The 14,678-nt window shown below is 71.3% G+C and carries 15 protein-coding genes; 11 read left to right on the forward strand and 4 right to left on the reverse strand.

Going from position 1 to position 14,678, the window contains the following annotated elements; translation table 11 throughout:
• Window positions 1-5: 5 nt before the first annotated feature.
• The 11 genes from ftsW (at window position 6) to G6N48_RS04620 (ending at window position 10,782) form a co-directional block, all read left to right on the forward strand.
• Window positions 6-1,625 carry a putative lipid II flippase FtsW gene (gene ftsW, locus G6N48_RS04570; protein WP_232066536.1) on the forward strand — a complete coding sequence of 540 codons (1,620 nt, stop codon included), beginning with the start codon at window positions 6-8 and terminating at the stop codon, window positions 1,623-1,625.
• Complete coding sequence (gene murG / locus G6N48_RS04575) at window positions 1,622-2,854, forward strand: undecaprenyldiphospho-muramoylpentapeptide beta-N-acetylglucosaminyltransferase (protein ID WP_085267178.1); 1,233 nt, start codon at window positions 1,622-1,624, stop codon at window positions 2,852-2,854. Before ftsW ends, murG begins: the two co-directional genes overlap by 4 nt.
• Entirely contained in the window at window positions 2,851-4,344 is a 1,494-nt protein-coding gene (murC, locus tag G6N48_RS04580) for a UDP-N-acetylmuramate--L-alanine ligase (protein WP_085267177.1), read from the forward strand. Before murG ends, murC begins: the two co-directional genes overlap by 4 nt.
• Window positions 4,341-5,312: a cell division protein FtsQ/DivIB gene (locus G6N48_RS04585; protein WP_163670789.1), complete on the forward strand. Its 972-nt coding sequence runs from the start codon at window positions 4,341-4,343 to the stop codon at window positions 5,310-5,312. The genes murC and G6N48_RS04585 overlap by 4 nt, the downstream gene beginning before the upstream one ends.
• A gap of 208 nt (window positions 5,313-5,520) precedes the next feature.
• On the forward strand, window positions 5,521-6,672 hold the full coding sequence (ftsZ, locus tag G6N48_RS04590) for a cell division protein FtsZ (RefSeq protein WP_085271121.1): 1,152 nt from the start codon (window positions 5,521-5,523) through the stop codon (window positions 6,670-6,672).
• A gap of 79 nt (window positions 6,673-6,751) precedes the next feature.
• Complete coding sequence (pgeF, locus tag G6N48_RS04595; protein ID WP_179969845.1) at window positions 6,752-7,456, forward strand: peptidoglycan editing factor PgeF; 705 nt, start codon at window positions 6,752-6,754, stop codon at window positions 7,454-7,456.
• A complete protein-coding gene (locus G6N48_RS04600) occupies window positions 7,453-8,229 on the forward strand; it encodes a YggS family pyridoxal phosphate-dependent enzyme (RefSeq protein ID WP_372511186.1) in 777 nt (258 codons plus the stop codon). Before pgeF ends, G6N48_RS04600 begins: the two co-directional genes overlap by 4 nt.
• A gap of 66 nt (window positions 8,230-8,295) precedes the next feature.
• Window positions 8,296-8,940: a cell division protein SepF gene (locus G6N48_RS04605; RefSeq protein WP_085271077.1), complete on the forward strand. Its 645-nt coding sequence runs from the start codon at window positions 8,296-8,298 to the stop codon at window positions 8,938-8,940.
• 99 nt (window positions 8,941-9,039) lie between these two features.
• The gene (locus G6N48_RS04610) at window positions 9,040-9,330 is read left to right on the forward strand and encodes a YggT family protein (protein WP_085271078.1); all 291 of its coding nucleotides are present in this window, start codon (window positions 9,040-9,042) and stop codon (window positions 9,328-9,330) included.
• A 238-nt stretch (window positions 9,331-9,568) separates the two neighbouring features.
• The gene (gene wag31, locus G6N48_RS04615; RefSeq protein ID WP_085271079.1) at window positions 9,569-10,369 is read left to right on the forward strand and encodes a DivIVA-like cell division protein Wag31; all 801 of its coding nucleotides are present in this window, start codon (window positions 9,569-9,571) and stop codon (window positions 10,367-10,369) included.
• A gap of 47 nt (window positions 10,370-10,416) precedes the next feature.
• A complete protein-coding gene (locus G6N48_RS04620; RefSeq protein ID WP_085271080.1) occupies window positions 10,417-10,782 on the forward strand; it encodes a hypothetical protein in 366 nt (121 codons plus the stop codon).
• Between the two features lies 1 nt (window position 10,783).
• Here G6N48_RS04620 and G6N48_RS04625 read toward each other — a convergent pair whose 3' ends face one another.
• The 4 genes from G6N48_RS04625 to G6N48_RS04640 all read right to left on the reverse strand — a co-directional run bounded on the left by G6N48_RS04625 (window position 10,784) and on the right by G6N48_RS04640 (window position 14,651).
• Window positions 10,784-11,461 (reverse strand): phosphoribosyltransferase, encoded by a 678-nt coding sequence (locus tag G6N48_RS04625; protein ID WP_085271081.1) that lies wholly within the window; start codon window positions 11,459-11,461, stop codon window positions 10,784-10,786.
• A gap of 63 nt (window positions 11,462-11,524) precedes the next feature.
• A complete protein-coding gene (locus G6N48_RS04630) occupies window positions 11,525-11,884 on the reverse strand; it encodes an STAS domain-containing protein (RefSeq protein WP_232066537.1) in 360 nt (119 codons plus the stop codon).
• Between the two features lie 8 nt (window positions 11,885-11,892).
• Entirely contained in the window at window positions 11,893-12,996 is a 1,104-nt protein-coding gene (locus tag G6N48_RS04635) for a cobalamin B12-binding domain-containing protein (protein WP_085271083.1), read from the reverse strand.
• Complete coding sequence (locus G6N48_RS04640; protein ID WP_085271084.1) at window positions 12,993-14,651, reverse strand: PP2C family protein-serine/threonine phosphatase; 1,659 nt, start codon at window positions 14,649-14,651, stop codon at window positions 12,993-12,995. Before G6N48_RS04640 ends, G6N48_RS04635 begins: the two co-directional genes overlap by 4 nt.
• Between the last annotated feature and the right edge of the window lie 27 nt (window positions 14,652-14,678).

Raw genomic sequence — 14,678 nt, forward strand, 5'->3', positions numbered from 1 at the left:
CGGGTGTGGGTAACCCGCTGACCCGGCGGCTGCGCCGGGCCAAGAAGAATTCGGAGACGACGCCGGCGGGCAAGGCGGCCGCGCAGGGGGAGCCCGACGCCGCGGCGGCAGCCGAAGCAGCCGAAGCAGCCGAAGCCACCGTCATCCCGGGCGGCGAGGACACCGTCGAGACCGTCGAGGTCAAGGCCCCGGCGCCCGCCGCCCCCGTCGAACAGGGCGACTCGCACGGCCGGTTCGGCGCCTGGCTCGGCCGTCCGATGACCTCGTTTCACCTGATCATCGCCGTGGCCGGGCTGCTGACGACGCTCGGCCTGATCATGGTGCTCTCGGCGTCGGGCGTGCGGTCCTACGACGCCGACGGGTCGGCGTGGGTGATCTTCGGCAAGCAGGTCCTGTGGACCGTGATCGGCCTGGTGGGCGCCTACATCTCGATACGGATGCCGGTGCGCTTCCTGCGCCGGGTCGCGTTCACCGGCTACGTGGTGACCATCATCCTGCTGGTCCTGGTGCTCGTTCCCGGCATCGGCAACCTGGCCAACGGCTCACGGAAGTGGTTCGTGATCGCCGGCTTCTCGATGCAGCCGTCCGAGCTGGCGAAGATCGCCTTCGCCATCTGGGGCGCGCACATCCTGGCCGCCCGCCGGATGGAGCGGGCCTCGCTGCGCGACATGCTGATCCCGCTGGTGCCGGCCGCCGTGATCGCCCTGGCGCTGATCGTGGCCCAGCCCGACCTGGGGCAGACGGTGTCGCTGGGCATCATCCTGCTGGCCCTGCTGTGGTACGCCGGGCTGCCGCTGCGCGTGTTCGGCACCTCGCTGCTGGCGGTCTTCGTCGCCGGGGCAATCCTGGCCATGTCGGCGGGATACCGGTCCGACCGGGTCCGGTCCTGGATGAACCCCGAGAACGACCCGCAGGACACCGGTTACCAGGCTCGGCAGGCGAAGTTCGCGCTGGCCCACGGGGGGATCTTCGGCGACGGCCTGGGTCAGGGCGTCGCCAAGTGGAATTACCTGCCCAACGCCCACAACGACTTCATCTTCGCGATCATCGGCGAAGAGCTGGGCTTCGTCGGCGCGTTCGCGCTGCTGGCCCTGTTCGGGCTGTTCGCCTACACCGGGATGCGGATCGCGCGCCGCTCGGCCGACCCGTTCCTGCGGCTGCTGACCGCCACCACCACGATGTGGGTGCTGGGTCAGGCGTTCATCAACATCGGCTACGTCATCGGGATCCTGCCCGTCACCGGCATTCAGCTGCCGCTCATCTCCGCCGGTGGGACATCAACGGCCGCAACGCTTTTCATGATCGGCATCATGGCCAACGCGGCGCGTCACGAGCCGGAGGCGGTGGCCGCGCTGCGGGCTGGGCGCGACGACAAGATGAACAGGCTGCTGCGGCTGCCGCTGCCCGAGCCGTATGTGCCCAGCCGCATCGAGGCGTTCCGCGCCCGCAAGGGCGGGCGCCCGCAACCAGCCCCCAAGGCGCCCGCGCGCAAGGCCGCCCGCCCGGCGCCCCGGTCTGGCGGCGCCGCCCGTTCGCGCGGCAGGCATCATGGAGCAGGCCAGCGGTATGCGGGCCGGCGCCCGACACGGGGCGCTCGCGCACTGGAAGGTCAGCGTCACGGGTGAACGACACGGTCAACGAGCCGTCCGGCGGGCAGGGGGGAAGCTCCTCGCCCGCCGGTGCCGCATCATCGGCCGGTTCCGCCCTGTCGGTCAGATCCAGGGTGTCGGTGGTGCTGGCCGGCGGTGGGACCGCCGGCCACGTCGAGCCCGCGATGGCCGTCGCCGATGCGCTGACCGCGCTCGACCCACACGTCAGGATCACCGCGCTGGGCACCCGGCGTGGCCTGGAGACCCGGCTGGTGCCGGAGCGCGGCTACGACCTCGAGCTGATCACGCCGGTGCCCCTCCCGCGCAAGCCCACCGGCGATCTGGCCCGCCTCGGTCCCCGGGTGTGGCGCGCGGTCCGGGAGACCCGCGCAGTGCTCGACAAGGTCGATGCCCAGGTGGTGGTCGGTTTCGGCGGCTACGTGTCGCTGCCGGCCTACCTCGCCGCGCGTGGCATCCCAGGCGGTTTGCGGCGCAGGCGGCGCATCCCGGTGGTGATCCACGAGGCCAACGCGCGCGCGGGACTGGCCAACCGGGTCGGCGTCCGCACCGCCGACCGCATCCTGTGCGCGGTGGCCGAGTGCGGGCTGCCCCGCGCAGAGGTGGTCGGGGTGCCGATCCGGGCGGCGCTGACCACCCTGGACCGCGCGGCGCTGCGGACCCAGGCCCGCAGGCATTTCGGCTTCGCCGACGACGCCCGGGTGTTGCTGGTGTTCGGCGGGTCGCAGGGCGCGGTCTCGCTGAACCGGGCCGTCTCGGCCGCCGCCGCGGACCTGGCCGCCGCCGGCGTGGCCGTGTTGCACGCCCACGGCCCCAAAAACAGCCTCGACCTGCGTGAACCGCGCCCGGGCGACCCGCCGTACGTGGCGGTGCCCTACCTGGACCGGATGGACCTGGCCTACGCGGCCGCCGATCTGGTGATCTGCCGGTCCGGCGCGATGACGGTCGCCGAGGTCTCGGCGGTCGGCCTGCCGGCCATCTACGTGCCGCTGCCGATCGGCAACGGTGAGCAGCGGCTCAACGCATTGCCGGTGGTCAACGCCGGTGGCGGGATCGTGGTGTCGGACGCCGCGCTGACGCCGGGCCTGGTCGCCCAGCAGGCCGGCGATCTGCTGGGCAACCCGGCGCGGCTCGCGGCGATGACCTCCGCTGCGGCGCAGGTGGGGCACCGCGACGCCGCGATGCAGGTGGCTCAGGCTGCGCTGGACATCGCCAGGCGCGCCGTGCCGGGCGGGGGACCGCGATGAACGCCGGCCAGCCACCGCCCGAGTTGCCCCCCGAGCTGCGGAGGGTGCACATGGTGGGCATCGGCGGGGCCGGCATGTCGGGCATCGCCCGCATCCTGCTGGACCGCGGCGGGCAGGTCTCCGGTTCCGACGCCAAGGAGTCGCGCGGCATCCACGCGCTGCGCGCCCGCGGCGCGCACATCCGCGTCGGGCACGACGCCTCGGCGCTCGACCAGCTGCCCGGCGGCGTCACCGCCGTCGTGACCACCTATGCCGCCATCCCCAGGACCAACCCGGAGCTGGTCGAGGCGCGCCGGCGCGGCATCCCGGTGATCCTGCGGCCGGCCGTGCTGGCCAGCCTGATGGAAGGCCGCACCACGCTGATGGTCACCGGCACCCACGGGAAGACCACGACGACGTCGATGCTGATCGTGGCGCTGCAGCACTGCGGGCGCGATCCGTCCTTCGCGGTCGGCGGGGAGCTCGGCGAGGCCGGCACCAACGCCCACCACGGCAGCGGTGACTGCTTCGTCGCCGAGGCCGACGAGAGCGACGGCTCGCTGCTCGAGTACACGCCCAACGTCGTGGTGGTCACCAACATCGAGACCGACCATCTGGACTTCTACGGCAGCGCCGACGCCTACGTCGCGGTCTTCGACTCCTTCATGGAGCGGCTCGCCCCCGGCGGGACGCTGGTCGTGTGCACAGACGACCCCGGGGCAGCGGCGCTGGCCCGGCGCACCGCCGAGCTGGGCATCCGGGTGCTTCGGTACGGGTCGGCGGGCGAGAATCTTGCGGCGGCGCTGCTGTCCTGGGAGCAGCACGGAACCGAGGCGGTCGCCCACATCCGGCTGGCGGACGAGCCGCACCCCCGGGTGATGCGGCTTTCGGTGCCCGGGCGGCACATGGCACTCAACGCGCTCGGCGCGCTGCTGGCGGCGACCGAGATCGGCGCCTCCACCGATCAGGTGCTCGACGGCCTGGCCGGCTTCGAGGGTGTGCGCCGCCGCTTCGAGCTGGTCGGCACCGCTACGGTCGGCAAGGGATCGGTGCAGGTGTTCGACGACTACGCACACCATCCCACCGAGATCGCCGCAACGCTGGCCGCGGTGCGCAACGTCTTGGAGCACACCCCCGGCCAAGCTTCGGACGGCCGCTGCCTCGTGGTCTTTCAGCCCCACTTGTATTCGCGCACAAAAGCGTTTGCCGCCGAATTCGGTCGCGCGCTGGACGCCGCGGACGAGGTGTTCGTGCTGGACGTTTACGGCGCCCGCGAACAACCGCTCGCCGGGATCAGCGGGGCCACCGTCGCCGAGCACGTCAGCGTGCCGGTGCACTACCTCACGAACTTCTCCGCCGTCGCCGACCAGGTGGCCGCGGCCGCCGGTCCGGGCGACGTCATCGTCACGATGGGGGCCGGCGACGTGACCCTGCTGGGCCCGGAGATCGTGACCGCGCTGCGGGTGCGGGCCAACCGCAGTGCGCCGGGGCGGCCGGGGGTCTTGCGATGAGCGATCCCGGCGACGCCCCGCCGACCGATTTGGTCGCCGGCGACGAGACGGCCACCGAACCGATCTTCGCCGGGGGGCCCGCCCACCGCGCCCCGTCCCCGCCGGATGCGGCCCCCGCCGAATCCGGCCAAAAGGCTTCGGATGAAGCCGAATTCGAGGGCCCGCGGCGCCGCGCCCGCCGGGAACGCGCCGAGCGCCGTGCCGCCCAGGCCCGCGCTACCGCCATCGAAGAAGCCCGCCGCGAGGCCAAGCGCCGCGCCGGCGGCCGGACGGCCAACGAGCCCAAACCCGTTGGGCGGGGCGTTGTCCGGGGCCTGAAGATGCTGTTGGTGACGGTGCTGCTGATGGTCCTCGGGGTCGGGCTGGCGCTGGTCCTCTACTTCACGCCCGCGATGTCGGCTCGCAACATCGTCGTCGTCGGCACCGGCGCGGTGACCCGCGAGGAGGTGCTGACCGCCGCGGCGGTGCGGCCCGGCACGCCGCTGCTGCAGATCAACACCGGCAAGGTCGCCGACCGGGTGGCGGCGATCCGGCGCGTGGCCAGCGCGCGGGTGCAGCGACAGTACCCGTCGGCGCTGCGGATCACGATCGCGGAACGGATTCCCGTGGCGGTCAAGGACTTTCCCGACGGCCCGCACCTGTTCGACCGCGACGGCGTGGACTTCGCCACCGGGCCGCCGCCGCCGGCGCTGCCGTATCTCGACGTCGCCGACCCCGGACCGAACGACCCGGCCACCAAGGCCGCGCTGCAGGTGCTGCTGGCGTTGCGGCCCGAGGTCGCGGGCCAGGTCGGCCGGATCGCCGCCCCGTCGGTGGCGTCGATCACCCTGACGCTGTCGGACGGGCGGACGGTGATCTGGGGGACCGCGGACCGCACCGAGGAGAAGGCCGAGAAGCTGGCCGCGCTGCTGACGCAGCCCGGGCGGACCTACGACGTGTCGAGTCCGGACCTGCCGACGGTCAAGTAGCCCGAAATCCGCCCGAAAATTCGCGCGCGGCGCGTCGGCGCGCCTGCGGGGCAAGGACGCGCGGTACCCATACCGTTCTGTTTGCGCGGAACTACTTGACATAACTCTAACTCTATGGTTGAGGTTGAGGGTTTGCCGGGTAGCCGTACATCCGGGAAGCACGCCACCACCGGGAGAGCCAAGCCCATCAAGGGAGGAAGACGAGATGATGACCCCCCCGCATAACTACCTCGCCGTGATCAAGGTCGTGGGTATCGGTGGCGGCGGCGTCAACGCCGTCAACCGGATGATCGAACAGGGCCTCAAGGGCGTGGAGTTCATCGCGATCAACACCGACGCGCAGGCGTTGTTGATGAGCGACGCCGACGTCAAGCTCGACGTCGGCCGGGACTCCACGCGAGGGCTGGGCGCCGGGGCCGACCCGGAGGTCGGCCGCAAGGCCGCCGAGGACGCCAAGGACGAGATCGAGGAGCTGCTGCGCGGCGCGGACATGGTGTTCGTCACCGCGGGCGAGGGTGGCGGGACCGGCACCGGAGGGGCCCCCGTCGTCGCCAGCATCGCCCGCAAGCTCGGCGCGCTGACCGTCGGCGTGGTGACCCGGCCGTTCTCGTTCGAGGGCAAGCGGCGCAGCAACCAGGCCGAGAACGGCATCACGTCGCTGCGCGAGAGCTGCGACACCCTGATCGTGATCCCCAACGACCGGCTGCTGCAGATGGGCGACGCCGCGGTGTCCCTGATGGACGCGTTCCGCAGCGCCGACGAGGTGCTGCTCAACGGCGTGCAGGGCATCACCGACCTGATCACCACGCCGGGCCTGATCAACGTCGACTTCGCCGACGTGAAGGGCATCATGTCCGGCGCCGGCACCGCGTTGATGGGCATCGGCTCGGCGCGCGGCGAAGGGCGTTCGCTCAAGGCCGCCGAGATCGCCATCAACTCGCCGCTGCTGGAGGCGTCGATGGAGGGCGCCCAGGGCGTGCTGATGTCGATCGCCGGCGGCAGCGACCTGGGGCTGTTCGAGATCAACGAGGCGGCCTCGCTGGTGCAGGACGCCGCCCACCAGGACGCCAACATCATCTTCGGGACCGTCATCGACGACTCGCTGGGCGACGAGGTCCGCGTCACCGTCATCGCGGCGGGCTTCGACGCGCAGGGCCCGGGCCGCAAGCCGGTCGTCGGCGCGTCCGGCGAGAAGACCGGCGGCGCGCACCGCATCGAGACGGCGGCGGCCGGAAAGCTCACGTCGACGTTGTTCGAGCCGGTCGACGCCGTCAGCGTGCCGGTGCACACCAACGGCGCGACACTGAATATCGGCGGTGACGACGACGATGTCGACGTGCCGCCGTTCATGCGCCGCTGACGCCGTGCCCGTGACAGCGCGACCCGGACTCGACGAGTCGGGGCCGCTTGCCCGACAGGAAAGTCCGGATACTGGTGGCGTGAGCTACCGCATCCGTCGCGTCACCACCACCCGCGAGGGCGGCGTGTCGGCCCCGCCGTTCGACGGCTTCAACCTCGGCGACCACGTCGGCGACGACCCGGCGGCCGTGGCGGCCAACCGGGCGCGGCTGGCCGGGGCCATCGGCCTGGGCGACCGCATCGTGTGGATGAACCAGGTGCACGGCGATCACGTCGAGGTGGTCGACGAGCCGCGCGAGGCCGCGCTCCCGGACACCGACGCCCTGGTGACCACCACACCGCGGCTGGCGCTGGCGGTGGTGACCGCGGACTGCGTGCCGGTGTTGCTCGCCGACGCGCGCGCGGGTGTGGCCGCCGCGGTCCACGCGGGTCGTGTCGGCGCCCAGCGCGGCGTGGTGGCCCGCACCGTGGAGGCGATGCTGCAATTGGGCGCGCACGCGGGCGATATCTCGGCCCTGTTGGGCCCGGCGGTCAGCGGCCGCAACTACGAGGTGCCCGTCGTGATGGCCGACGAGGTCGAGGCGGCGCTGCCCGGCAGCCGCACGACGACCGCGGCCGGGACGCCCGGCCTCGACCTTCGAGCCGGAATCGCCCGCCAGCTGCGGGATTTGGGAGTGACGTCGGTCGACGTCGACCGGCGGTGCACGGTGGCCGACCCGGCGCTGTTCAGCCATCGGCGTGACGCCCCCACCGGGCGGCTGGCCTCGCTGATCTGGATGGAGTGACCGCCATGGCGCCGGACGGGTCTGGCCGGGACGACCGCGACTCGGAGCTGACGCGCACGCTCGCGGCGGTGCGTTCGCGGCTCGCCGCGGCCGCCGAGGCGGCGGGCCGCAGCGTCAGCGAGATCGAGCTGCTGCCCGTCACCAAGTTCTTTCCCGCCAGCGATGTCGTCATCCTGTCCCGCCTGGGTTGCCGGGCCGTCGGCGAGTCGCGGGACCAGGAAGCCCTGGCCAAGGTGTCCGAGGTCGCGGCCGCGTCGGCGCGCGCGGATCTGCCGGCCATGCGCTGGCACATGGTGGGCCACATCCAGCGCAACAAGGCCCGGTCGGTGGCCCGCTGGGCGCACACGGCCCACTCGGTCGACGGCCCGCAGCTGGTCGCCGGCCTCGACCGGGGGGTTTCCGCGGCCCTGGCCGAGGGCCGCCGCACCGAGCCGCTGCGGGTCTATGTGCAGGTCAGCCTCGACGGCGACGTGTCGCGCGGCGGCGTCGACATCTCGGCGCCGCGGGCGGTCGACGAGGTGTGCGCGCAGGTCGCCGACTCCCCGAACCTGGAACTCGTGGGACTGATGGGCATCCCGCCGCTGGAGTGGGACCCCGACGACGCCTTCGGGCGGCTGCAGTCCGAGCACGCCCGGGTCCTCGACTCGCATCCGGGCGCGGTCGGACTGTCCGCGGGCATGTCCGGCGATTTCGAAGTGGCGGTCAAACACGGGTCGACGTGTGTGCGTGTCGGTACCGCGCTATTGGGCCCGCGACCGTTACGGTCACCGTAATAAGTCACTGTAGTCACACCTTCATCACCGATACCACGAATCCAGGGGCTAGAAGGGTCAAGCGCAATGAGCACACTGCACAAGGTCAAAGCCTATTTCGGTATGGCCCCGATGGACGACTACGAGGACGAGTACTACGACGACCGCGCCCCGTCCAGGGGTTTCCCGCGCCAGCGCTTCGATGACGGGTACGGCCGCTACGAGGGCCGCGAATACGACGACCCGCGCGGCGAGCCCGCCGACTACCCGCCGCCCGCCGGCTACCGCGGTGGGTACCCCGACGAGGCCCGCTACGGCGCGGTGCATCCGCGCGACTTCGACCGGCCCGACATGACCCGGCCCCGCCTGGGCTCGTGGCTGCGCAACTCCACCCGCGGGGCGCTGGCGATGGACCCACGCCGGATGGCGATGATGTTCGAGGAGGGTCATCCGCTGTCGAAGATCACGACGCTGCGTCCCAAGGACTACAGCGAGGCCCGCACCATCGGCGAGCGGTTCCGCGACGGCACCCCTGTCATCATGGACCTGGTGTCGATGGACAACGCCGACGCGAAACGGCTGGTCGACTTCGCTGCCGGCCTGGCCTTCGCGCTGCGCGGCTCCTTCGACAAGGTCGCGACGAAAGTGTTCCTGCTCTCGCCGGCCGACGTGGACGTCACCCCGGAGGAGCGCCGCCGCATCGCCGAAACCGGCTTCTACGCCTACCAGTAGGGGCCTTCGCCTCCCGCGAGTCGGTACGCTGGGGTCGCCGCTCTCGTGAGCGGCGGCCGACATCGTCGGTCTTCGCATCGGTAAGGTCGGGGCTCGCAGTTGGTGCTGTTCTTTCAGATCCTTGGGTTTGCGCTGTTCATTTTCTGGCTGCTACTCATCGCTCGGGTCGTCGTCGAGTTCATCCGCTCGTTCAGCCGTGACTGGCATCCCACCGGTCTCACGGTGGTGATCCTCGAGACCATCATGTCGATCACCGATCCGCCGGTGAAGTTGTTGCGGAGGCTGATTCCGCAACTCACCATCGGGGCGGTTCGCTTCGATCTGTCCATCATGGTGCTGCTGCTGGTCGCTTTCATCGGCATGCAACTGGCTTTCAGCGCCGCGGCGTGAGCCACGTTCCGGGGCGGAGACGGATCGGCCACGTTTTAGCGTCGGATTGGGCCGCGCGATTTAAAACTTCTCAGGATTGGGATTTTATTGGTCTCAATGTTTGGAATTGATTCATAAAAATTGGCCTGATCAGCAACGATCGCGTCTGTTGTGACAGGATGGACGGCAGTTGCACAACGGCTACCAGCGCGTTCTACACTTTCCAGAACGTTCGACAGGAACTTGAGGGGACGAAACAATGCCGCTTACACCAGCCGACGTCCACAATGTGGCGTTCAGTAAGCCACCGATCGGCAAGCGGGGGTACAACGAAGACGAGGTCGACGCCTTCCTCGATCTGGTGGAGGCGGAGCTGACCCGGCTCATCGAAGAGAACTCCGATCTGCGGCAACGCATCGAGGAACTCGACCAGGAACTCGCTTCCGGGGGCGGAGCGGGCGCCGGCGTATCGGCCCAGGCCACGCAGGCGATTCCCGTCTCCGAACCGGAACCGGTCAAGGCCGCCCCGACCGCCGCGCCGGCAGCGGCCGCCGGGGTGAACAACGAGGAGCAGGCCATGAAGGCCGCCCGGGTGCTCACCCTGGCGCAGGACACCGCCGACCGCCTCACCAGCACGGCCAAGGCGGAGTCGGAGAAGATGCTGGCCGACGCCCGCGCCAACGCCGACCAGATTCTCAGCGAGGCCCGGCACACCGCCGAGACCACCGTCTCCGAGGCGCGGCAGCGCGCCGACACGATGCTCGCCGACGCCCAGACCCGCTCCGAGACGCAGCTGCGCCAGGCGCAGGAGAAGGCCGACGCCCTGCAGGCCGACGCCGAGCGCAAGCACTCCGAGATCATGGGCACCATCAATCAGCAGCGCACGGTGCTGGAAGGCCGCCTCGAGCAGCTCCGCACCTTCGAGCGCGAATACCGGACCCGGCTCAAGACCTACCTGGAGTCCCAGCTCGAGGAGCTCGGCCAGCGCGGATCGGCAGCGCCGGTCGACTCGAGCGCCGACGCGGGCGGGTTCGAGCAGTTCAATCGGGGTAATAACTAGCCGGTGACCGTGCCTGGTCATTTCGCCCGTCGGCCGGAGGATCGCTGATGCTCATCATTGCGCTGGTGCTTGCCCTGATCGGCCTGGTCGCACTGGTCTTCGCCGTTGTCACCAGCAACGAGCTGGTGGCGTGGGTGTGCATCGGGGCCAGCGTGCTGGGTGTGGTGCTGTTGATCATCGACGCCCTGCAGGAGCGCCAGCGGCGTGACGCGACCGGCGAGGACAACGCCGAAACCGCTGACGACGACCACGCCGACCGAGATGATCAGGGCGACCGGGGCGACTACGTCGACTACCCCGAGGAAACCCCCGTGACCCCCGACCAGACCGCCGTGTCGGGAACAGAGGGCGTCGACGCCACCGCGGAATCGACGGTGCCCGCCGACGGTCGCGGTGAGGAGCCGGCCGGCTGACTCAGCCGGTCGGGGTGTCCAGCAGGCCGCGGACCTCGTCGTCACCGACCTGGTGGAAATCGGCGTAGACCTGCCCGACGGCCTCGAAGTCCGGTGGCATGCTCGCGCACACCACCCTGTCGGCCTCCCTCGCCAGCTCGGCGCAGCTGGACGGTGGCCCGACCGGCACCGCCACCGTGACCGACCGGGGGCCGGCGGCCCGCACCGCCCGGACCGCTGCCAACATGCTTGCGCCCGTGGCGATTCCGTCGTCGACGAGGATGACTACCTTGCCGCGCGGGTCGGCAACCGGCCGCCCGCCGCGGTATGCGAGCTCTCGCCGGGCGAGCTCGGCCGCTTCGCGCTCGACCACCTCGCGCACCTGTTCGTCGGTGACCTGCACGCCCGACAGCACGTTCTCGTTCATCACCACGCCGCCGCCGCTGGCCAACGCGCCCATCGCCAGCTCGGGCCAGCGAGGCACGCCGAGCTTGCGGACCAGGAACACGTCCAGCGGGGCACGCAGCGCCGCCGCGACCTCCCAGGCCACCGGGACGCCGCCGCGCGCCAGCCCGAAGACCAGCACGGCGGCGTCGTCGCGGAAGTCGGAGAGTTCGGCGGCCAGCGCCCGGCCGGCATCGCGCCGGTCCCGGAACGTGCGCGCCGTCGCACGCCGCAGAAAGCCGCTCTGTCGGCTCATGACTCGGACCGGTTCATGATTCGAACGCCACCCTGATTGCCCACTGACCGGGACGGCCGGCGCTCAGCGGACCCTGGACTCACCCGGGGAGGGGGGACCGACCGTCGCGGCATCGGTGGGCGAGGTGGCGACGAGGTGTTCGAAGGTGCCGGTGATCTGCAGGATGCGGTCCAGGTGTGCCGGCCGGTGGTCGAGGTGCAGGTGCACGCCCGCCTGGCACATCCTGCGGTGAACCAGCAGCAGGCCCGACAGGCCGGCGGAGTCGCAGAAGGCCAGCTCGGAGAAGTCCAGGTGAACGTGCGCAAGGGCCGGTTGGCTCGTCAGCAGCCCGGCCACGGTGTCGATGAACTCGTTCGTGGTCTCGTAGTCGAGCTCACCGGCCACGCGCAGGCAGGCCGAGCGGGCGGTCGTGGCGACGGACATCGTGAGGTTCATTCGTGTGCTCCCGCGCTGGTTTCGGCGCCGAGGACGTTCTTCGCCGCGTGCAGGAGCCGCCGGCTGCGGGGAAAGTCCATCAGCCGGGTTGCCAGCAGGTCCAGCGCGGGCTGCAAAGCGGCCGCCGGGACGCCGCGGGCGGTCAGGATGTCGCCCGTCCAGGCGATGAAGTCGGTGAACAGCTGGTCGTCGTCGGTGTAGAGGCCGACGGCGAGGAACTCGACGATATGGGCGATGTCCTCGCTGGTGTGCTGACGCTGCAAGTCGGTGTAGGCGCGCATCGCCGGGAAGCGCTCCTCCAGCCCGGTCATGGTCGACTTGACCAGCTGCGCGGCCGTCCGGCTCACGATGGTGTATTCCTGGTCGACCAGGTGCGGGAGGTCGTCGACGGGCTGACGCGCGGACGCCAGAAGCACCCTCGGGAAGCCCTCGGTCAGCCGCTCGGCGGCGGACCGGGCGTCGGGGGCCCAGCCGTTGGCGCCCAGCTGGCGGGCGTAGCGGCCGTCGCGGCCGAAGGCGGCGCCCCCGGCCAGCACCGGAACGCCGGCCGCCTGGCAGGCGACGATGGCGGCGTGGGCGGTCGGCAGCCGGGTGGGGATCGAGCAGGACAGCGCCACGACGTGCGGGCCGTAGTGGTGTAGGTGCGCGACCAGGTGGGGAGTGGGGACCTGCGCGCCCAGGAAGTCCACCTGCCAGCCGCGCAGTCGCAGGACCTCGGACAGCAGCCGGGCCGGCAGGGCGTGCCACTCGCCGTCCACGCACGCCACGGTGACGTGGCCGCCGTGGGCGGTGACCGCGCTGGCCGTGTGGTGCGCGAGCGCGGCGATCACGCGGTCGTTGATGGCCGTCGCCGCGTGCTCCTGGGCCACCGTGATGCGGTTGGCGGCCCATTCCGTGCCCACCCTGCGCTGGACCGGAGCGATGACCTGCAGCAGGACGTCCTCGGGGCTCATGCCGTCGTCCACCGCGCCGAACACGGTGGCCGCTGCCGCGTACTCGTCGCGGTCGGTCACCGCGCCCCACAGCCGCTCACGGAACACCGCAGGATCCGCCGCGCCGGTGGTCCGGGCGGTGGCCGTATCGGTGTCCTGAACGCTCATGCGATGTACCTCCCCCGGGTGTGGCCGTCGACCGCGGTCAGGTGCGTGCGGCGCGGAGCGGTGATGGCGACCACGGCGACGTCGTCGTGCGTGCGCCGGCCGACCCACTGCGTCGTGAGCATGAGCACCCGTTCCACCACCGCCTCGGCCGGCATACCGGCACAGCCGGTCAACGCGGCCGCCAGACGGTGCTCACCGAAAAAGTCTTCGCCCAGTGGGCCTCCACGGGCCTCGGTTACCCCATCGGTGTAGAGGACACACGTTTCGCCCGGTGCCAAGCTGGTCTCGAACGATCGCACGGTGATGCGGGGCAGAGCTCCCACGAGCGTGCCCCGGGTGTCGGCTTCTTCCACCTGCCCGCCGTCGCGCACGATCAGCGGTGGGGGGTGGCCGGCGCTGGTCAGCCGCAGCATCACCTCGCCGTCGCGGTGGGTGACCGAGGCGAGCACCAGCGTGGCGAAGCGGGTGTGCTCGTTGGACAGCATCGCCTTGTTGAGGAGGGTGAGCACACCCTCGTGGTCGCCCGCCAGGGGCGCCAGCGCCTGCAGCGTGTTGCGGATCTTCCCGGTCAGCACGGCCGCGTCCAGGCCCTTCCCGCAGACGTCCCCGAGCACCACCAGCGTCTCGTCGTCGGGTGTGGCCGCGGGGTGGACGTCGTAGAAGTCACCGCCGACCACCTCGTAGTCCTCCGACGCCCGGTAACCGCCGGCGAACTCGACCCCGTGCACCGCCTGCAGCGGCGGCGGCAGCAGATCGCGCATCAGGGTCCGGGTGATGGCCGCCTGCTCCGCGTAGAGCCGCGCGGCCGACAGCGCCGCACCGGCCCGGGCGGCGAACAGGCGGGCAAACACCTCCTCGCCCTCGCTGAAGCCCGTGTGGGTCGCGCGCCGCAACAGCACCAGGGCGCCCGCCGAGACGCCGTGCCCCGGCAGCGGCAGGATGATGAGCGAGCCCACCGAGCCGGCGAAGTCGTGCGGAATCAGCCAGTCCGGAACCGAGTCGGGGTCAATCCACTGCGACGAGACCGGCGGGAACCCGCGGAGCGCCTCGCCGAGACCCGCCACCGTCGCGGGGTCGGCGTCGACGCTGCGCTGCTCCACAACCCCGCCCTGGCCGCCGTAGAAGACCGGCAGCCGCCGGCCGAGGCCCGCCGGCGCGACGACCACTGCGGCGTCCGCCAGGTGCCGGGCCGCGAGCTGGACCGTCGCTTCGCGGCACCGGTCGACGTTCAGCGACGCCATCAGCACCGAGGAGGCCTCCAGCAGAAACTCCGTGCGCTCCTGTTCGCGCGCCAGCGAGTACTGCGCCTCGCGCAGCACCTGGCCGGTGTCCTCGACCAGTGACCAGGCCACCTCGCCGCCGGGCAGTACCGCGGGATGCGCGTCGAACTTGCGGCCGCTCACGCGGCCGCAGATGGCCGGCTCGTCGGCGTCCTCGCTGGGCGGGGCGGTCAGCAGGCGGTCGTGCGCCTGCCACAGCCAATCGGCGGTGTCCTCGAGCCGGCTGCCTACGCCGACGCCCGGCAGCGCCGACCCCGCCGATAGACTCAGGGCCCGGATGACGCCCGCGTGATCGACCACCAGCGTGGGGCAGGGGACCGAGGCCCAGAGGGCATCGAGGTCGATCTCGACGTTCGTCGGAGGACCTTCACGCATCGCAATTGACCTGTTAATCGTCGCTGT

The organism is Mycobacterium parmense (genome assembly GCF_010730575.1).
Classification (GTDB): Bacteria; Actinomycetota; Actinomycetes; order Mycobacteriales; family Mycobacteriaceae; genus Mycobacterium; species Mycobacterium parmense.